The organism is Citrobacter sp. BIDMC107 (assembly GCF_001037575.1).
GTDB classification, from domain to species: Bacteria; Pseudomonadota; Gammaproteobacteria; order Enterobacterales; family Enterobacteriaceae; genus Citrobacter; species Citrobacter freundii.
The window spans coordinates 2,032,343-2,052,289 of the sequence record NZ_KQ089848.1 but is presented as its reverse complement, the minus strand read 5'-3'; the positions used below and the strand labels follow the sequence as shown (position 1 = coordinate 2,052,289).

19 protein-coding genes are annotated in these 19,947 nt (G+C 52.7%); 4 read left to right on the top strand and 15 right to left on the bottom strand.

Going from position 1 to position 19,947, the window contains the following annotated elements; genetic code table 11:
* Positions 1-41 precede the first annotated feature (41 nt).
* The 9 genes from SK39_RS09495 to SK39_RS09455 form a co-directional block, all read right to left on the bottom strand.
* A complete protein-coding gene (locus SK39_RS09495; RefSeq protein WP_044702163.1) occupies positions 42-1,109 on the bottom strand; it encodes a carbon-phosphorus lyase complex subunit in 1,068 nt (355 codons plus the stop codon).
* Entirely contained in the window at positions 1,109-1,693 is a 585-nt protein-coding gene (phnH, locus tag SK39_RS09490) for a phosphonate C-P lyase system protein PhnH (protein WP_048216938.1), read from the bottom strand. Before phnH ends, SK39_RS09495 begins: the two co-directional genes overlap by 1 nt.
* Positions 1,690-2,142, bottom strand: coding sequence for a phosphonate C-P lyase system protein PhnG (gene phnG, locus SK39_RS09485; protein WP_016149423.1), 453 nt, complete (start codon positions 2,140-2,142; stop codon positions 1,690-1,692). Before phnG ends, phnH begins: the two co-directional genes overlap by 4 nt.
* Positions 2,143-2,868, bottom strand: coding sequence for a phosphonate metabolism transcriptional regulator PhnF (phnF, locus tag SK39_RS09480; RefSeq protein ID WP_003031826.1), 726 nt, complete (start codon positions 2,866-2,868; stop codon positions 2,143-2,145).
* Between the two features lie 20 nt (positions 2,869-2,888).
* Positions 2,889-3,668: a phosphonate ABC transporter, permease protein PhnE gene (gene phnE, locus SK39_RS09475; RefSeq protein WP_003841119.1), complete on the bottom strand. Its 780-nt coding sequence runs from the start codon at positions 3,666-3,668 to the stop codon at positions 2,889-2,891.
* Between the two features lie 104 nt (positions 3,669-3,772).
* On the bottom strand, positions 3,773-4,789 hold the full coding sequence (gene phnD / locus SK39_RS09470) for a phosphonate ABC transporter substrate-binding protein (protein WP_003031828.1): 1,017 nt from the start codon (positions 4,787-4,789) through the stop codon (positions 3,773-3,775).
* A gap of 155 nt (positions 4,790-4,944) precedes the next feature.
* Positions 4,945-5,733, bottom strand: coding sequence for a phosphonate ABC transporter ATP-binding protein (gene phnC / locus SK39_RS09465; protein WP_003841124.1), 789 nt, complete (start codon positions 5,731-5,733; stop codon positions 4,945-4,947).
* Positions 5,734-5,865: 132 nt separating this feature from the next.
* A complete protein-coding gene (yjdN, locus tag SK39_RS09460; RefSeq protein WP_003031832.1) occupies positions 5,866-6,315 on the bottom strand; it encodes a VOC family metalloprotein YjdN in 450 nt (149 codons plus the stop codon).
* 139 nt (positions 6,316-6,454) lie between these two features.
* Positions 6,455-6,790, bottom strand: coding sequence for a zinc ribbon domain-containing protein YjdM (locus tag SK39_RS09455; protein WP_003031835.1), 336 nt, complete (start codon positions 6,788-6,790; stop codon positions 6,455-6,457).
* Between the two features lie 539 nt (positions 6,791-7,329).
* Between SK39_RS09455 and crfC the strand changes: the two genes are divergently transcribed.
* Both crfC and SK39_RS09445 read left to right on the top strand, forming a co-directional pair.
* A complete protein-coding gene (crfC, locus tag SK39_RS09450) occupies positions 7,330-9,687 on the top strand; it encodes a clamp-binding protein CrfC (protein ID WP_032938139.1) in 2,358 nt (785 codons plus the stop codon).
* Positions 9,684-10,577 (top strand): diguanylate cyclase regulator RdcB family protein, encoded by an 894-nt coding sequence (locus tag SK39_RS09445; protein ID WP_048216937.1) that lies wholly within the window; start codon positions 9,684-9,686, stop codon positions 10,575-10,577. Before crfC ends, SK39_RS09445 begins: the two co-directional genes overlap by 4 nt.
* A 30-nt stretch (positions 10,578-10,607) precedes the next feature.
* Here SK39_RS09445 and kdgT read toward each other — a convergent pair whose 3' ends face one another.
* Positions 10,608-11,606 carry a 2-keto-3-deoxygluconate transporter gene (kdgT, locus tag SK39_RS09440; protein WP_003031841.1) on the bottom strand — a complete coding sequence of 333 codons (999 nt, stop codon included), beginning with the start codon at positions 11,604-11,606 and terminating at the stop codon, positions 10,608-10,610.
* 699 nt (positions 11,607-12,305) lie between these two features.
* On the opposite strand from kdgT, the gene proP reads away from it, so the two are divergent.
* Positions 12,306-13,808 (top strand): glycine betaine/L-proline transporter ProP, encoded by a 1,503-nt coding sequence (proP, locus tag SK39_RS09435; RefSeq protein WP_044702152.1) that lies wholly within the window; start codon positions 12,306-12,308, stop codon positions 13,806-13,808.
* A gap of 157 nt (positions 13,809-13,965) precedes the next feature.
* Positions 13,966-14,055, top strand: coding sequence for an LpxT activity modulator PmrR (gene pmrR / locus SK39_RS09430; protein WP_008321468.1), 90 nt, complete (start codon positions 13,966-13,968; stop codon positions 14,053-14,055).
* Here pmrR and pmrB read toward each other — a convergent pair.
* The 5 genes from pmrB to SK39_RS09405 form a co-directional block, all read right to left on the bottom strand.
* Positions 14,049-15,131, bottom strand: a complete 1,083-nt coding sequence (gene pmrB, locus SK39_RS09425) for a two-component system sensor histidine kinase PmrB (RefSeq protein WP_003841135.1) — start codon at positions 15,129-15,131, stop codon at positions 14,049-14,051. The two genes, pmrR and pmrB, sit on opposite strands and share 7 nt — an antisense overlap.
* A complete protein-coding gene (gene pmrA / locus SK39_RS09420; protein WP_003031849.1) occupies positions 15,132-15,800 on the bottom strand; it encodes a two-component system response regulator PmrA in 669 nt (222 codons plus the stop codon).
* A 4-nt stretch (positions 15,801-15,804) separates the two neighbouring features.
* Positions 15,805-17,442, bottom strand: coding sequence for a phosphoethanolamine transferase EptA (gene eptA / locus SK39_RS09415; protein WP_048216936.1), 1,638 nt, complete (start codon positions 17,440-17,442; stop codon positions 15,805-15,807).
* Positions 17,443-17,588: 146 nt separating this feature from the next.
* A complete protein-coding gene (adiC, locus tag SK39_RS09410) occupies positions 17,589-18,926 on the bottom strand; it encodes an arginine/agmatine antiporter (RefSeq protein ID WP_003031853.1) in 1,338 nt (445 codons plus the stop codon).
* A 127-nt stretch (positions 18,927-19,053) separates the two neighbouring features.
* Positions 19,054-19,815: an AraC family transcriptional regulator gene (locus SK39_RS09405; protein ID WP_003031855.1), complete on the bottom strand. Its 762-nt coding sequence runs from the start codon at positions 19,813-19,815 to the stop codon at positions 19,054-19,056.
* Positions 19,816-19,947 lie beyond the last annotated feature (132 nt).

Sequence of the window (19,947 nt, the reverse complement as noted above, 5' to 3'; positions counted from 1 at the left end):
TGGTCTGCTCATCAAGATAGGCAAAGTTGTAGCCGGAGAGGTTAGTGGTCACAGGTGGCCTCCTGTTGCAGGCGTTTGAGCAGTTCCAGTTCGGCCTGGAAATCGACGTAATGGGGAAGTTTGAGGTGCGAAACAAAACCCGCCGCCTCGACGTTATCCGCATGCGCCAGCACGAACTCTTCGTCCTGCGCCGGTCCTGTGACCGTTTCATCGTATTCGGCTGCCTGTAGGGCGCGGTCCACCAGCGCCATCGCCATTGCTTTACGTTCGCTCATACCGAACACCAGCCCGTAGCCGCGGGTAAAATGGGGGGATTCATTTTCTGGCGCGACAAAACCGTTGACCATTTCACATTCAGTCATCAGCAGTTCGCCGACGTTCACCGCAAATCCCAGCTCTTCCGGTACGGTTTCCAGTGCCACATAGCCGCTACGGATTTCGGCGGCAAACGGGTGGTTGCGCCCGTAGCCGCGCTGGGTGGAGTAGGCCAGCGCCAGCAAATATCCCTCGTCACCGCGCATCAACTGTTGCAGACGTGAAGCGCGTGAGCAGGGGTAAACCGGCGGCGTGCGGGTGATGTCGTCGGGTGTCGCGCCATCATCCTCTTCACGTTTTGCCAGGCCCTGGTTCGCCAGCAGGGAAAAGACGTGCGGGGAGGCATCCTGCGCGCCGTCTGCGCTGCGCAGAGGCGGGGTTTCGCCATTGGCCAGTAAGGTAAAATCCAGCAGGCGATGGGTATAGTCATAGGTTGGACCCAACAGCTGCCCGCCGGGAATATCCTTGTAGACCGCGGAGATTCTGCGCTCAAGACGCATTTCTGCGCTGTTAACCGGTTCGCTGACAGCTACCTTTGCCAGTGTAGTGCGGTAGGCGCGGAGCAAAAAGATGGCCTCGACGTTATCGCCGCTGGCCTGTTTGAGCGCCAGTGCAGCCAGTTCGCGGTCAGCGATGCCACCTTCGGTCATCACCCGATCAACAGCCAGGTTCATCTGCTGTTCGATTTGCGCCACGCTCAGTTCAGCAATGGTCTCATCGCCCCGGCGTCGGTTTTCCTGCAGGGCGTGGGCGTTGGCTATCGCCTTTTCGCCCCCTTTGACGGCGACGTACATCAGCACACCTCCACATGGGTGGTTCGCGGAATAGCCAGCAGGCGTTCGCCACAGGTGAGGATCAGATCGACCCCCAGTGGGAACGGATGCGGGCGTTCGGTGAGTTCGTGAATCAGGCATTCCGGCAGCTGTGGCGCGATCATGCGCTCTTCGGCGATGCCCGCGCCGGTCAGACGCAGCATGCGTCCTCCGCTTAAGCCTGAGACTTGCACAATCAGCGTGGCGCTGGTTTCTGGTGCGACGGCTGAACCGGCGGAGAGGGCGTTAAGCTGTTCGCTGCTGATACGTTCGTCGGCGACGGCAAAGGCCGCCAACTGTGGTTGATCCACCAGCGGCGCGTTGGTGTGAAAACGCAGGTTCTGCCGGGCGATATCGTTATCCACCGACGGCGCCAGCCAGACCGGCGTGTCGCCATCGACCAGGGTCAGCAGCACGCTGGTGGTCGCCAGACCCAGCGGCTGCCAGCCGTGTTTCAGTTGATGCAGGGCGACGATTACGCCCGGTTCGCTCATGGCTTTCAGCAGGCGACGAAAGCTCTGCTGAGCATCCTGAACGGGTAAATTAAATGTGGTCTGTAAGGTCATGCGTTATCTCCGCGTACCAGCGTGAAGAAGTCGACCCGGCTGGCGTTAACTTCGGCACAGCGTGCGTTAATCAGCGCATCGCGTTCCGCTTCCAGCGGGGCAATTAAGGTTTCCATTAGGTTCTGGAAATGCGTTTGTTCCTGCAGTAGCGCGTCAATCACCGCGCACTGCTCGGCATGTTGTTTGTTGCGTCCCAGCAGGTAGCTGTAACCCAGCGTGCCGCTCTTCAGGCGTACCACTGCGCGGGTAAGCGTGGTGTCACCGGCAAAGAAGCGGTTACCGGTACCGCCCATACGGGCCTGGATCTGCATCAGTCCGCTTTCCGGTGCGCGGATAAGTTCATAGTCCGGCGTCAGTTTGAGCGCGTTGATACGGGCTTTCAGGGCATCGGCATTGCTGTAAGCCAGGGCGCGCATCCAGCGCTGGCGGGTGGCGGTATCGAAATGCATTCAGTGCTCCATAGTGAATTCGATCATGTCGGCGCGGGTCAGGCTGACGGAGTATTCCGCCGCGTGTTCTTCGCCTTCACGGTGGTTCAGGGTGCGCACGCACAGCAGCGGCGCCATATTGGGGATTTCCAGCACCTTGCTCTCTTTGGCCTGCGCGCGGCGGGCGCTGATGCGCGTTTGCGTGCGCAGCAGCGTCAGACCGGATTGTTGGCGCAGATAGTCGTGCAGTGAGCCGCTGTTGAAGCCTTGCAGCAGCGGCCACAGCGTGAGGTCGGAAAAATAGTGGTCGATCTGGCACAGTGCGATCCCGTTAACCCGGCGCAGGGTGCGCAGGTGAATCACGTTATCGCCCTCGTTTATGCTGAGCGCATCGGCAATGTGGCTGGAGGCCGGACGCAGCACCGCCAGCAGTTTTTCGCTGGTGGGGTGGCTGCCCTGGTCCAGCAGGTTCTGACTAAAGCGTGCCTGGGCATTAAGCGGGTAATCGAACGGGCGCATCAGCACCAGCACGCCGACTCCCTGGCGACGCTGAACCCAACCGCGTTCAACCAACTGGTCAATGGCGCGGCGCAGGGTGTGGCGGTTTACCTCGAAGCGCGCGGCAAGCTGATGCTCGGCGGGCAGATAGTCACCGCAGCGATAATGTTGACGTAGCTCCTGCTCAAGTCTCGCGGCAATTTCCTGATAACGCGTTGGATAACTGGTCGGATGTGTAGACAAGTGCATAGCAATCAATGCCTCGCTAATCAGATAAAGTGCTTACGCAAACGCTGGGAAAGGAAATCCAGCAGGCTGACGGTGACGATGATTAACACCATCAGGGCGCAGGTTTGCTGGAACTGGAAGCCGCGAATCGCTTCCCATAAGGTCACGCCAATACCACCTGCGCCCACCATGCCGACTACCGTGGCTGAGCGAACATTGGATTCAAAGCGATACAGCGAGTAGGAGATAAGCAGCGGCATGACCTGTGGCAGAACGCCGTACAGAATCTCTTCAATTTTGTTGGCTCCGGTGGCGCGAATACCTTCTACCGGACCCGGCTCAATGGCTTCTACCGCCTCGGAAAGCAGCTTGGAGAGTACCCCGGTAGTGTGGATAAACAGCGCCATCACCCCGGCGAATGGCCCTAACCCGACGGCGACCACGAACAGCATCGCGAAGACCATTTCATTGATGGCGCGGCAGGCGTCCATCAGGCGGCGCATCGGCTGGTAAATCCACCACGGCACCAGGTTATCGGCGCACATCAGGCCGAAGGGAATCGATAGCACCACGGCGAGGGCAGTCCCCCAGACGGCAATTTGCAGGGTGACGGCCATTTCACCGAGATAGTCCTGCCACTGACTGAAGTCCGGTGGGAAGAAGTCGGCGGCGAAGGTTGCCATATTGCCGGAATCTTCGATCAGCGTGAGCGGAGCCATTTCGGCACCTTTCCACGAGACCACCAGTACGGCGAGCAGAATGGCCCAGCTCAGCAGCGAGAACCAGCTACGTTTGGGCGGGGCGACGGTGATGGTTTGCATGTTTAGCTCCGTGCATAGGTTATTGCCGGATGGCGGCGCAGGCGTCTTATCCGGCCTACAAAACACCGTAGGCCCGGTAAGCGAAGCGCCACCGGGCACCAGGGTTACTGCACCGCTTTGGTGACGCTGGTCATAGCGCCCAGTGCGGCGGTCAGACGGTCAAGGTCATCGAGCTGCGCTTTCAACGCCGAGGTTTTGCTGGTTTTCTCTTCCTCGTTCAGCCCTTTGTTGTCCTTCACACCCTGCATCTCTTTAAACAGTGCCAGCTGGCGAATCGGCACCAGTTGCAGATCGCTGGAGGCGCGGAACGGTGCCCATCCAAGGCGTTCCAGTACGGTTTTCTGTTCCGGCGTTTTGCCGTAATTCATAAAGAAGTCGTACACCTTGTCCTTGGTGGTTTCGGAGAGGTTTTTACGCCAGACGATCGGATCACCCGGGATCAGCGGTGACTTCCAGATCACCTTCAGCTCTTTCAGCTTTTCCGGCGCGGAAGTTTTCAGCTTGTCGAGGTTTTCGGTGTTGTTGGTGGCGACATCAACCTGCTTGTTGGCGACGGCCAGGGCGTTGGTTTCGTGTCCGGCGTTAACGGTGCGTTTGAAATCGCTCGCGGAGATGTTGTTTTTGGCAAAGACGTAGTAGCCGGGAACAAGGAAGCCTGACGTTGAGTTGGGATCGCCGTTGCCGAAGGTCAGATCCTTACGTTTGGCGATCAGATCGTTCAGGTTATTGATCGGACTGTCTTTGTTAACGATCAACACGCTCCAGTAACCTGGGGATCCGTCGGCGGCAACGGTTTGGGCAAACACTTGTCCGTTCGCGCGATCCACCGCTTCCATTGCCGAGAGGTTGCCGTACCAGGCGATATCCACTTTGTTAAAGCGCATGCCCTGGATGATCCCGGCGTAGTCCGGGGCGAAGAAGGCGTTCACTTTCACGCCCAGTGATTTTTCCATGTCCTTCAGGAACGGTTCCCACTGCGGCTTCAGGTTTTGCTGTGACTCGGTCGAAATAATGCCAAAGTTCAGCGCTTTTTCTTGCTCTTCGGCATGCGCCGGGCTTAACAAGGTACTGACGCTAAACATGCTGGTGAAGGCCAGCGCGGCAACTGTCTTATAGCTCATGTCGTTTCCTTAATTAGTCATTGTTCCAGGCTATTTCACTTGCCAGCCTGAATCCGGGCAGTGCTCAAAATCCTCACGTACTGCGTGTACGCTCCGGTTTTTCCGCGCTGGCCGTCTCCAGCCTGGCTGCGCCAATAACGCCTGGTTTTTTAGAACTATGCAGCCTGCGCGTTCTGTTCGACGCGGTTCATGCTGCGGTAAAGATGGTCAAAACGATCGTTATCAAAATGCTGGCTGCTGCCATCAAAGAAGACGTTGCCCTGGCGCAGCGCGACGATGCGTTCGCAGTAGCGCAGGGCGTAATCCACCTGATGCAGCGTGACGACCACGGTGATGCCGTCGGTCTGGTTGATGTCGCGTAGGGTGTCCATCACGATGCGTGCGGATTCCGGGTCCAGTGAAGCAATCGGCTCATCGGCAAGGATCACTTTGGCCTGCTGCATCAGCGCGCGGGCGATTGCGACGCGCTGCTGTTGTCCGCCCGAAAGCGTGGAAACACGCTGGTATGCAAAGTGCGCCATGCCAACGCGGGTTAACGCTTGTAATGCACGCTGTTTCTGCTCAGCGGTAAACCAGCTAAAACAGGTGCGCCAGAACGGCGTGCTGCCGAGCGCGCCAATCAGGACGTTCTCCAGCACTGTCAGGCGGTTCACCAGATTGAACTGCTGGAAGATGTAGCCGGTGTGGGCGCGGCTTTTGCGGATATCGCGCGCCAGGCGGCCTTCATGTTGAACGGTGCGGCCCAGCAGCTCGACGCGGCTACCGGGTGATTTATCACCGACGATCAAACCGCTTAAATGACGTAAAAGGGTGGATTTGCCGGAGCCGGACGGCCCAAGCAGAGCCACCATCTCACCGGAACAGATGTTCAGATCAACCGCATTGAGCGCCTGATGTTGATTGAAGGACTTGGAGAGTTTTTCGACGCGAATAATCGTTTGCATGCTGCGGCCTCCCTAAAAAAGTGGCCCCATCGTGGCGGATCAATGTGACGTTTTCGTTAAGGGATAGTTACTCGATGATGAAGAGTTGAGCGCTATTTGATGACAGTACGGGAGGGCTGGCCTCCCGTTGGATTACTCTGTAGGGGGTTGCTGTTGTTTGACGACGTTGATCATCCACGGCACGCCATACTGGTCGCTCACTTTACCGAAACCGTGGGCCCAGAAGGTTTCCTGCCAGTCCATTTCGATTTTTCCGTTTGCTGCCAGGTTATCAAACCAGCGTTTGCCTTCATCGACGTTTTGCGTGTCGAGCACCAGCGTAAAGCCAGAGTAGTGAGCATTTCCGTCCGGGGCGCTATCGCTCATCATGATGTCGCTGCCCGCAACGCGCAGGTTGGCGTGGGCGATGGCGGTGTCGGGGAATTTCATGCCTGAAGGGCAACCATCTTCACTATCCTGCGCCGATTTGGGCATTTCACCGAAGTTGATTTTGTAGAGCAGTTCAGCGCCTAACGTTTTTTGATAGTAGGCGATAGCGTCAGCGCAGTTGCCTGCAAAGGAGATATAGGGACTTAACGGCATAATCTTTACCTCAGGTAAAAGAAACCAGTTAAGTGTAGTTATCGTCTGCATAAATAAACCAGGCGGGAAGTATGAGCTTCCCGCCTGGCAGATGAGCTGGTGTAGACCTGATGAGCGTAGTGCCATCAGGCAATTTGCATCAGTTCTTTTTCACAAACTCAGATTTCAGCTTCATTGGGCCAAAGCCATCGATTTTGCAATCGATGTTGTGGTCACCTTCAACCAGCCGAATGTTTTTCACTTTGGTACCGATCTTCAGCATGGAAGAGCTACCTTTTACCTTCAGGTCTTTCACGACGGTAACGCTGTCGCCGTCGGCCAGCAGGTTGCCGTTGGCATCTTTAACGATCAGTTCGTCGCTGTCCTGTGCCGGTTCAGCATCGTTCCATTCGTGCGCGCATTCCGGGCAGATGAACATGCCGTTATCTTCGTAAGTGTATTCGGAGTTGCATTGTGGGCAGTGTGGTAATGACATGTGGATTTCCTCAAAAGTCAGCAGGGGCAAATGCGCCCAAAAAATGGCAGATTGCCGAAAAAGGCCGCAATTATACATAAAATCCCTGCTTTTGTCGGGACTACTGCGTGATTACGCAAATGATCTGCTGTAAAGACCCTTTGCTTTTACCTCAATGAAAGTATGGGGTAATATTTTTTAAGGGAAATTGCTACGTCAGGTTATTTAAGATAAGGTGAGGCGAAATATCTGATATTCATAGGTAACATCGCCTGCGGATGTCTAAGTCATTGTGATTGAATATCTCAATCCCCCTTAATTTTAGTAGGGGGATTAAGCTGGCATTTTTTAAAACTGAACTACGCTGTTTATCTTTCTTACTTATTAGATAAGTGAGAGGTTTCAGGCCAGCGGTTGTACGCCAAACTTATTTTAATAATATCAATTGGTTGTTTTGATTTTAATTATTTCCACACGTAATTATAAAAGCCAAAAAATCTATAAATAAAACGATTGGGCTAAATAAAAGCAATGCTATTTGCGTTAAGGAAAGATTTTCCATGCACACACAGACAATATATGAATTAAGTCAGGAAGCGGAACGCTTGCTGATGCTCTCGCTTGAACATCTCAGGCAATTGCAAAAATTGCCCATGACGTCGTTGGATGATGTCGCGCTAAAACAAGGAGAGCATAGCAGTCAGGTTGTTCAGCCCCTGCACTTCAGCGCGCGTGGCATGGATGTCCAGCAAGCAACGCTCAATAATGAGTTGCGCAAGATTACGCGTCTGGAAATGGTGCTGGCGATTGTTGGCACGATGAAAGCGGGAAAATCGACGACGATTAACGCGATTGTAGGGACAGAAGTTTTACCTAATCGTAATCGCCCCATGACGGCGTTACCAACGCTAATTCGTCATACGCCGGGGCAGAAAGAGCCAGTCCTGCATTTTTCACATGTCGCGCCGATTGATGCCTTAATGAAGGTTTTACAGCAGCGTGTGCGCGAGTGCGATCGCCAGCGTCTTACGCAGACCCTGGAAATTGACAAGGATATGAATGTCCTGCTGCAGCATATTGAAACCGGCGTGGCATTTGAACGGTATTATCTTGGCGCACAGCCTATTTTCCATTGCCTTAAAAGCCTGAACGACCTGGTGCGCCTGTCAAAAGCATTGGATGTTGATTTTCCTTTTGCTGCCTATGCCGCGATTGAGCATATTCCGGTTATTGAGGTTGAGTTTGTCCATTTGGCCGGACAAGCAAGCTACCCAGGGCAATTAACGTTGCTGGATACGCCGGGGCCGAACGAGGCGGGACAACCGCACTTACAAAAAATGCTTAATGAACAGCTGGTACGGGCCTCTGCGGTGCTGGCAGTGTTGGATTACACCCAATTGAAATCGATTTCTGATGAGGAAGTGCGTCAGGCGATTATGGCGGTTGGCAAGTCAGTACCGCTGTATGCGCTGGTGAACAAGTTCGATCAGAAAGACCGCAACAGTGACGATGAAGAGCAGGTGCGGGCGTTGATTTCTGGCACGTTGATGCAAGGTGGTATTGCCCCTGAGAGAATCTATCCGGTTTCCTCTATGTGGGGCTATCTGGCAAACAGGGCGCGTCATGAGCTGACGGCCCGTGGGCGACTGCCGGATCATCAGGTGCAACGTTGGGTGCAGGATTTTGCCGAAGCGGCGCTTGGCAGACGCTGGCGCACCACCGATCTTGAAGATACGGAGCATATCCGTCATGCCGCCGACCTGTTGTGGGAAGACTCGCTGTTTGAACAGCCTATCCAGAAAGTGATTCACGCCGCTTACGCCAATGCATCGCTGTATGCGCTACGCTCAGCGTCACATAAGTTATTGAACTATGCGCAAAGCGTGCACGAATATCTGGAGTTTCGTGCCCACGGGTTAACGGTCGCCTATGACGAACTACGGCTGAACATCACGCATATTGAAGAGGATATGCAGCAGTTAGAAGTGAGCCAGGGGCGGGTGAGCGATGAAGTCAGCCATGAAGTAGAACTGGCGCTGGAAGCTGCTGCAGCCTATCTCAGAGAGCAACAAACCGAGATTCTTTGCGGTATCAACACGTTCTTTGTCAAAGAAAACGTCCTGATGATGTCACAACATAGTCTGGGAACTGGCGTCTCCTCGGCAGAAATGGCCGGAGAAATGCTGGTGCTGCACGATGAAGGCCAGGCGAAAATTGTGTTAGATAAAATTCGCTCGTCCTGTGAGGGGGTATTGCTGGCGGCGCAGGAAAGCATCAGCCGTGACTTAGCCCTGCGTTTTGAACAGCTTGAGTCGACACTCTCCCGGGCGCTAAATGACGCGATGCGGCCAATTGAGCAAAGGGTGAAAGAGGAGCTAAACCACGCCGGTTTTCGTGCGCGGATCCGTTTTCCAGCGTTCCATACAGCGATGTTTAATTTCAATACCCGCCAATTGTTTAACGAGGCCATTGAGCAGGATATTCCGGCAGAAAATGCGCCGTCTACTGGTGGTGCGGTACGTGACACTTTCTCTCGTTGGCTAAATCAACCCAACTGGGGATGGAATGATTACGTCGAAACAAAAACGCGTTATCTCATTGATATGGGCGCTTTGCATAAGAACCTTGTGCAGTATGTCTCCCAGTTTTGCCAACAAATTCGTAAAGCTTTAGTTGCTCAGGTCGATATTTCCGTTACGGCAGGCATGGCCACGTTTTTTGCAGATTTTTCACTGTGTCTGGCGCAATTGCAGGCGAGCCTGAGTGAGAGTCTGACGCTACGCCAACAAAATGAATCCGCGGTGAATGCAATGAATGAGCAATTGCAGCAGCGCATTACGATTGCGGCATGGCTTTATGAAGATTCCCGTTTGCTGCGTGACGATATCAATACCCTTTTTGCAACCGAGCACACATGACTAACGTTTTACTGGAAGGCCCCGGGAGGACGCTGGAGTGTGTCTACCCGAAGTTTATGGTCGATCTGGTTCAGGGAGATGAAACCAAACGTTCCGGCGGTTTTCTGCAACAGCAGCAGCGGCTGCGCGCGCGTCTGACGCAGGAGGTGTTATCCCAGACACAACTACGGGCGTGGGTGATGGCGGGAGTATCCAGCGAGCATCTGGTGATGCGTCTTAAGCTGGTAGAGAAGTTGGCGGGCATGATCGACCCAGGCCATCTGGCGCTGGTGCGTATTGCCGAAGGGCTGAAGTTTTTACAACAAACCGAACACCCGCGTGGGCTTTCAACCCCCGGTCTTTTACAACAAATAAATTCACTGACTGACTGGTTTACCCAACGCGCTGCGTATAAAGAGAAGGCGCTGACCCAGCGTGGCCTGACGGTTCAGGCGGGCGAACACAGCGAACAAATTTTTACCCGCTGGCGGGCTGGCGCATATGACGGTTGGTCGTTACCTGGACGCTGTTTTGTTGCGCTGGAGGAGTTGCGCTGGGGAGCCTTCGGTGACGCCTGCCGGTTAGCGAATGCCGATGTGGTGTTAATGCTAAAAGACAACCTGCGAACCATGGCCGCTCAGGCGTTGGCGGACAGCGTGAATGCGGCGCCTGCTACGCGTCATTACTATCATCATTGGCTCAGCACGCCAGTTGTCGGCGGATCGGGCGAGTATAACGATATGCTGAGCTGGTTAGGCGACTGGTGCGATGCGCAGCGTCATCCGGTGAGCTGGTCGGTGACGCAGCGTTGGCAAAATGTGGCGTTAGGAATGCCGCGATTGTGTTCGGCGAAACGACTGGCTGATGCGATGGTTGAGGAGATTTTTGTACCGTCCCCACTCATCAATTGAGCAGGGACGGTCAGTGGGGCTAAGACAGAGTTAGTGGTGCAGAGAGTCTGCCGGGGTGGACACCGTCTCGTTGGCGACCAGGTTTTTATTAAAACGTTTGGCGTACAGCGCGGTGATAATCGGCACCAGAATGGCGGTGACAATTACGCTGGCGGCAACCAGCGCCGTAGCGGATGCGGCAACCGGTTCGAACGCCGGGTTAATCTGGGCGATAATCACCGGGTTTGCCACCGCAGCGCCTGCTGCTGAAGAGGCTGCCACGCCTGCCGTACCGTTCCCGCCACCAATAACACGGTCTGCAATAATCAGCGGGATACCGGTGATGACGATAACCGCGACACCCAGCAAGATACCCAGCAGACCGGTATCAACGATTACGCTCAGGTTAATGGTGTTACCCAATGCGAAGCCGAAGAACGGGATCAGCACCGGTGTGGCTTTGCTGAAGAAAGAACGCAGGTCATGATCCAGGTTGCCTAATGTAAAGCCAATCAGGAACGGTAATACCGCGCCGATAAAATGGTGTGGCTCGAAGGAGGCCAGACCCGCGGAGCCGAGGATGACCATGGTCATCAACGGGCCGGATTCCAGAGACATCAACACAAATGCGCCGGACTCTTCTTTGGTGCCGTACTGGTTCATCAGGCTGGCGTACAAACCACCGTTGGTCATGTCCATTGCGGAGACAATTGCCAAAACTGAGAGGCCTGCAAAGAACCCGGTTTGAATACCGGTATCAGGAATAAATGAAGCCGCAATCATTGCCACTACCCACGCCACGGCTATTTTGGTTATTACCAGCGTACCGGACTTGCGTAATACCGTGCCGGTTGCCCGTAAATCAATAGATGCGCCGATACAAAAAAACCACACTGCCAGAATCGGTACCGTTCCGCTGATCATTCCTTTGGTAAACGAACCGAAATACGCACCGGTATCCGGAGCTAACGTATTTAACACTGCGCCTAATAACAGAGGAATCAACATCATTCCGCCGGGGATGCGTTCAATCGTGGCTTTAATTTTCATAAACGTCCTCATGTCTTGTCGCCGCTAACACTAGCGCAAGAGGGTAAAAATTAATAAATTCAAATGGTTACTGGTTTCTCTTAACAAAGAAAATCGCTATCTCTTTGTTTTATAAAATCTAACGCGGCATACGTTGAGCGTGTTGCTGCTCCCAGGGATATTGCGTCTGGAATTAGTTTGCATTCATGGGAACGTTGATTCAATCAAAATAAAACGATGTTTTAGTTATCTTCATCACATATTCCGAGCAAAAGTTCCCGGTCGCTCTGATTATTAAAAAAGCTGTGATCTTTTTGTGAAGGGATTAGGTGTTTTTTTTGCTAGCAGAATAATAATGACCGCTGTGATTGTTGGTGCAATAAAGCGATTTATTCTTGTATTTAATTGTCAGTAAATCACAAGCGTTACATGTAAAAAAGATGACTAAGAATGACCTAATTTACGCATGTTGACGAAATGAAAAACTATATGTGAAGTTGATCACAAATTTAAACGCTGTTAGGGTAAAGAGGTCATTAACCGCCCAATCAGGCGTCAACAGGTTCGGTTGTACTGTGCGTTTCTCGTCAGTGTAAGTAAACCTGCTACGCTTGTTACAGGGAATGCGCCTGTGCGTTCCCCGCTCGGTGATGACCTTGACGCATGGGCGTTGGGGGACTCGAACTGGAGCGTGACAGGGCTAAGTCTATGAGGACGAGTATGCTAAAAAGGAAAAAAATAAAACCGATAACGCTGCGCGACGTTACCATCATTGATGACGGTAAATTGCGAAAAGCCATTACCGCAGCGTCGTTAGGTAATGCGATGGAATGGTTCGATTTTGGTGTTTATGGATTTGTTGCTTACGCATTAGGTAAAGTGTTCTTCCCGGGGGCTGACCCCAGCGTGCAGATGGTTGCTGCACTCGCTACCTTCTCTGTTCCCTTTCTGATTCGACCGCTTGGCGGATTGTTCTTCGGTATGCTCGGCGATAAATACGGTCGTCAGAAGATACTGGCTATCACCATTGTGATTATGTCGATAAGTACCTTCTGTATCGGTCTTATTCCCTCGTATGCCTCAATTGGTATCTGGGCGCCGATTCTGCTGCTGCTGTGTAAGATGGCACAGGGATTCTCGGTCGGAGGAGAGTACACCGGGGCGTCGATTTTTGTCGCGGAATATTCGCCGGACCGTAAGCGTGGATTTATGGGCAGTTGGCTGGACTTCGGCTCGATTGCCGGGTTTGTGCTGGGTGCGGGCGTGGTGGTTCTGATTTCAACCGTCGTCGGCGAGGAAAATTTCCTTGACTGGGGCTGGCGTATTCCGTTCTTCCTGGCGCTACCGTTAGGGCTGATTGGTCTGTACCTGCGTCATGCGCTGGAAGAGACGCCGGCGTTCCAGCAGCACGTGGATAAACTGGAGCAGGGCGATCGTCAGGGTCTACAGGAAGGTCCGAAGGTTTCGTTTAAAGAGATTGCGACTAAGCACTGGCGCAGCTTGTTGGCATGTGTTGGTCTGGTGATTGCTACCAACGTCACCTACTACATGCTGCTCACCTATATGCCGAGCTACCTGTCGCATAACCTGCATTACTCCGAAGACCACGGTGTGTTGATTATTATCGCCATCATGATTGGTATGCTGTTTGTGCAGCCGATTATGGGGTTGCTCAGCGACCGCTTCGGGCGCCGTCCGTTTGTGATCATGGGCAGTATTGCGCTGTTTGTGCTGGCGATTCCGGCATTTATCCTGATTAACAGTAATGTTATCGGTCTGATTTTCGCCGGGTTGCTGATGTTGGCGGTGATCCTCAACTGCTTTACCGGGGTGATGGCGTCAACGTTACCGGCGATGTTCCCGACGCATATTCGCTACAGTGCACTGGCCGCCGCGTTTAATATCTCGGTATTGATTGCTGGTTTGACTCCGACATTGGCCGCATGGCTGGTGGAAAGCTCGCAGAATCTGATGATGCCTGCTTATTATCTGATGGTGATTGCGGTGGTTGGTTTAATTACCGGCGTGACCATGAAAGAGACCGCCAATCAGCCGCTGAAAGGGGCCACGCCTGCCGCTTCGGATATTCAGGAAGCGAAAGAGATCCTCGGCGAACACTACGATAACATTGAACAGAAAATCGAAGATATCGATCAGGAAATTGCTGAACTACAGGTTAAGCGCACGCGTCTGGTGCAGCAGCATCCGCGTATTGATGAGTAATCGTGTCATTGCCTGATGGCACGCAGCTTTTAGGCCTACGGGTAGCATTGTACTTTGTAGGCCGGATAAGGCGTCAGCCGCCATCCGGCGCGTGGCCTTAAGGTTGGCTTAATATCCTTCAGGCAAACTCTCCTCCATAGTTTCGGAGGAGAGTGTCATGAAAACCCGTATTTATGAAAGTTTGACCACCGTGTGCAGTTTGCTGATCGTCAGCAGCTTTTTGTATGTATGGGTGAGCTCTTACTGAATTTTCGCCAATTCCACCCATGCGCGAGTGCCGTTGGCTCCCTGGCGATTTTGCAAATAGAAATGCCCTTGATGTAACTGGGTGATGCGACTGACAATGCTCAGCCCCAGTCCAATTCCGCCAAAGCGGCTGTCCATACGCACAAACGCTTTACTCAACTCCCCGCATTTACTTTCATCAATGCCCGGCCCTTCATCTTCAACGGCAAGGACGGCATCATGCTCTGTGTTCAGGCTAATCGTAATATGGGTGCCTTCCGGGCTGTAACGATGCGCGTTTTCCACCAGATTTCGTAGTAGCATCCGCAACAGCGTAACATCACCAGGCACGACAACGTCCGCCGCGCTTTGTGGCAGGAGCAGCGTCTGTTTACGTTGGTCCAGCATGGTGCTGAGTTCATCGTAGGAGGGCAGAATAACATCCTCCAGCAGCTTGACATGCTGGTAGCTCCCGGCCGAAAACGACTGTCCGACGCGGGCGAGTTGCAGCAGTTGCGATACGCTATCCATCATTTGATCTAGCCGGGCAATTAGCGGCGAAACGTCGACCTTATGGGTTTTGGATAATAATTCCAGATGCAGGCGCACGCCTGACAGCGGTGTGCGCAGTTCGTGAGCGACATCGGCGGTAAATAAGCGTTCGTTTTCAATCGTGCTGGTTAGCCGCGTTACCAGGTCGTTGAGCGCGGAGACAACCGCCTGGATCTCAATGGTTGAGCTGTGAATTTCAATCGGGGTCAGGTTATCGGCTGCCCGCGCCTCCAGCTCTTTTTGCAGATCTGCCAGCGGGCGAGTAATACGTCGCACTGCCTGGTAGCAAATCAGCAGTGCCAGGCTGACCATAAAGATGCCGGGGACGATCAGACTGGCGATGGCCTCGCGGATCTCATGCATGATGTGGCGATCGTTGTTGCGATTTTCGCGCAATGCCTGTTCGAATAACTGTATTTGCTCGGTACTTTCATGCCACAACCAGAAGGTGCTAATCAGCTGAAAGACCAGCAGAATAAGACCAATCGTCAGCATCAGGCGATGACGAAGCGGGAGCGGTTGTTTTAGATATTGCAGCAGCTTCACTTAGCTTTCCTCAGTGGCAACCAGCATATAGCCAAATCCCCTGACCGTGCGGATGCGAGATTTTCCGACTTTGTCGCGCAGGTTGTGAATGTGCACTTCCAGCGTATTGGTCGACGGTTCGTTATCCCAGCTGTAGATGTCGTTATACAAAATTTCCCGGTGTACCGGGCTGCCCGCTTTGAGCATCAGGCGCGACAGGAGTGCGTATTCTTTCGGCGTTAAGATAACCTCTTGCCCGTCCATCCACACCTGGCGCCGACCGATATTCAGCGTCAGATTGCTGACAATGAGTTCACTTTCACCCTGATTGTTATGCCGACGCAGCAGCGCCCGGATGCGGGCATGCAGTTCTTCCAGTGCGAACGGTTTGACCAGATAGTCATCAGCACCCACGTCCAGTCCGCTGACACGGTCTTTCACCGTGTCGCGGGCGGTGAGGATAAGTACCGGCACGGTGTATTTTTTCTGTCTGATTCTGTTCAGAAAGTGCAGGCCGTCTTCATCCGGTAAGCCCAGGTCGAGGACCACCAGACTGTAATGTCCGCTCTCCAGACACTGCTCCGCTGCGCGGGCCGTTGATACGCCGTCGCAGGCATAGCCTTCTGTTTGCGCGGCGAGTATCAGTCCCTGTAATAACAACGTATCGTCTTCAACAATCAGGATTTTCATTCGTTTAGCCTCCCCGGCAGGGTTGCAGAATATCATCCGCCGCCTGATATTTCTGTGTTTGTACGTTCGTTAATCCCAGCAGGGTTGAGAAGAGATTATCCTGTGAGAAATCTTCTGAGCTTGCCCGTTTTTGCAAACATGTCTGAGAGACCTGATAGCGTTGCTGATAATCCTCGGAGAGCCACAGCAGCATCGGCACATGTTTTTGCGTATCAGGTGCAATCGAATACGGCAGGCCGTGCAAATAGACGCCATTTTCTCCTAAGGATTCGCCGTGATCGGAAAGATAGACCAGGCTGGTGGTAAAATTATCCTGGTGCTCTTTCAGTATATTGATTGCTTTATCAACAATATAGTCAACGTAAAGAATAGTGTTGTCGTAAGTATTGACCAACTGTTGCTGTGAACAGGTCTGGATTTCATTGGTATCGCAGGTTGGCGTAAATTTCTTAAACTGCGCAGGATAGCGGTTGTAATAGGTCGGACCGTGGCTGCCGATGGTATGCAACACAATCACGCCGTCGCCTTTCAGGTTATTAATGTACTCTTCCAGCCCGTGGAACAGGACTTCATCGTAGCATTCACCGTCAATACACTGCCCCGGCAGGTTCAGCATAGTCATATTCTGGTGTGGAACCCGGTCGCAAGCCCCTTTGCAGCCGCCGTCGTTATCGTTCCACAGAACGTTAATTCCCGCCCGTTGAATAATGTCGAGCACGCCTTCCTGATGCTGCGCCAGTTCTTCGTCGTAGTGCGCGCGTGGCATATCCGAGAACATGCAGGGTACTGATACTGCCGTTGCCGTTCCGCAGGACGTTGTGCGGGGGAAATAGACCACATTATCTTTTTCCAGCAGTGGGTTGGTCTGGCGCGAATAGCCTGACAGCGAGAAGTTATCGCCACGTGAAGTCTCGCCGAGAACCACAATCGTCAGGTTCTTACGCTTTTCTTTCACCATCAACGGATTGCGGTGTGCATCTTCGCCAATGCGTACCAGCGGCAGGTGGGCCAGCCTCTGGTGTGAATACCAGGATGACGTCGCCACAATGCTGTTGGATGGACTGAGGGATTTCACCAGTTCTTTGTTGTTGCGAAACAGTGAAGCGTAATCTTTATATAAGAACGCAGCGACCAGCACGATCAGCAGTGCGGAAATCAGAATGTTCGCGCCACGAAACAGTATGCTGCGCATGACAGACGTGATCGGTTTGATTTTTACCCAGCAGGCAATAAGTGCGGCCAGAATGCCGCTCACTCCGAGCGTGATGAGCAGTTGTGGCGTCAGCAAAGCAAAGGTTTCGGCGGGGGTGGTGTCCATCATATTGGCGATCATTGAGCGGTCGATGATGATGCCGTAGGTCATGATGAAATATTGGGCCGATGCGCCAACCAAAATGAAAATGCACGCCACCAGGCGATTAAGCCACAGGAATGAGGCCAGTGTCAGCACAATGTTCATGACGCTGAACGCGACCACCGGCATTGATAAAAACACCAGCACGTTACGCACAGAGTTCAGAGGCAGGTCTTGCAGCACTTGTTTATAGAACGCAATGTTCAGGAAGGTCGCAAGATAAAATGAGATCAGCAGAAGCCAGCTGATTAGCCCGAGAGTGGGCCTTTTAAACAAGAGCTTTAACATTAAGGGGGTTCCATCGACTATGTGGCGCAAATCCTCTCAAAGTAAAATTAAGCCAACCTTAAGTTCTTAATGTTGATTTTTCGAAGAGCGGTGGGAGAACGTTGGCCCGATGAACTTACGCCATCGGGCCACGACGATTGTTGGTGTTAGTTATTGTTTACCGGGGCATCCAGTGGATACGGGTTTTTATGGATCCGGTTGTAGTTCAGTGCGTACAGCGCGGTGATGATCATCAACGTGACGAACGACCACATCACTTCTTTGGCTCCGGAACCGACAACCGCCCAGATGCAGTAGACAAAGGCGATAAAGGTCACCAGTAAGTACATCGGGCGTGCTTTACCAAAGTGACCATGGCCGAGCAGCAGCAGCGCGGCGCAGGTGTACAGATACGGCACCAGGGTGAAGATAACGGAGACCGAAGAGACCAGACCAAACTCTTTCGCTGCGTTTGGCGACATGCTGCTGAACTGGAAGATGGTCATCAGAATGCCGACGATAATTAACCCGGCCACTGGCGTACCGGCTTTGTTCACGCGGGCAAAAATCGGTGGGAACAGGCCGTCATCGGCTGCGGCTTTGGCGGTTTGCCCGGCAAGCAGCGTCCAGCCGCCCAGAGAACCAAGACACCCGGCCGCAGCACAGAAGGAGACAATTGCCCCTGCGGTGTCACCCAGCGCCATGCGTGCGGCATCACCGAACGGAGAGGCTGAAACACGTAGCGCCGCGTTAGGGATCATACCCATGATCGCGGTGGTGGAGAGCACGTAGCAAACCGCGGCAATCAGCACGCCGCCCATGGTGGCGATAGGTACGTTACGTTTGGGGTTTTTAACCACGCCAGCCGCGACGGAGGCGCTTTCTACCCCGATAAATGACCATAAGGTAACATTCAGAGTGCTTTGAATCGCGCCGAAGGTGTTCATGCCGCTGACGTTCCAGGCCGCCATATAGGTTTCACCGCGGAACCAGAACCAGCCGAAGACGGCAATCCCGACAATTGGTACCAGCGCCAGTACCGTTGCGACGGCCTGCACGCGGGTGATCATTTTCGGTCCGACAATGTTCAGTAATACGAAGATCCACAGCACGACGACACAGGTCAGCGTCAGGACCAGCGGATCTTTTAAGATGGGGAAGAAGTAGCTCAGGTAACCGACGCCAATGACCACCATGGCGATGTTACCAATCCAGCAGGCCAGCCAGTACAGCACGTTGGTCTGGTAGCCCAAAAAAGGACCGAAGCAGCGGCGGGCGTAAGCATAAGAACCACCGGGACTGGAGTCTAAGGACGACATTTTGGCGTACACCATCGACAGTGCCAGAGCACCGATAATCGTGACCAACCATCCGTAGATTGCAATCCCGCCAGTTGACGCAAGGTTTGCGGGTAGCAGGAATACACCGGAACCCATAATATTCCCCGACACCATAAGGGTGACGGGGATTAAGCCCACTTTGTGAGCATCAGCATCCGTCGACATATTTTCTAACTCCTGATAAGGATAAATGACGCCTTATCATACCTCGTCAAAAGTCTGTTTAATGATGACGGAGCTGGGGTATCGCTAATGCTGATATTATTATGGCTTATCGCTAACTGATTAAAAATCAGGCGGCGGATGGCTCCCTATGTTGACTAACATAATGCAGAGGTGTCATCCCATAGAACTCTTTGAATACGGAGATAAAGTATGAGGTACTGTTATATCCACACAGTTGAGAGACCTGGGAAATGTTTTTGCCGTCCATCAGTAATTGATTGACGGCATATCGCATGCGACAGGTGGTAATTATTTGGCTGTAACTTGTATTTTCACTTTTGAGCTTTTTCTTTAACAAACTGGGGCTCAGGCATAAGCAACTGGCAACCATGCTTAAATTCCAGTCTTTATGTATATCGCTCTCAATAATGTGATAAACGCTGTCGCTGATACAGTTGCGCAGCATATACATGAGCAAAGAGATAAACTTTTTGCTGTCGAGAAAGCGTGATAACACCGTGAACAGTAGCGAGCGCGTACGCTCTCTTTCAGCTTCGTTCACTGTGTCCATTACGCTATGTTGGGCAGCCACCCTGAAGACATCCGGCGTCAGACACGCTGAGGTCATTACTGGGCTGGCACTGCGTTGCCAGAGTGGGATCTGTGAAAGGTCTTTATTTAAAAAGCGCAGATAGTCTTTAATGATATCGCGGCTAATATGTACGACCAATGCGTTATTAAGTGATGAAAAATCGATAATATTATTATCGCATGCCACCAGTGCCATATGATTAGCTTTTAAACTGATGGCTTCTTTACCGTTAATCCTTAACCAAACATCCTTCTCCGTTAATACAACAACACAAGCTTCTTTGCTGCAAAGCTTCATACCCAACTCCAGGAATATGAAAAAACACCGTAGCTCAACATCAGATGAGCCAAATCGGCTAAATTGAAATTGTATGATGAAACCAGGACCGCAATAAAATAACGTGTCTGAAATTAATTACAATGTTTGGTG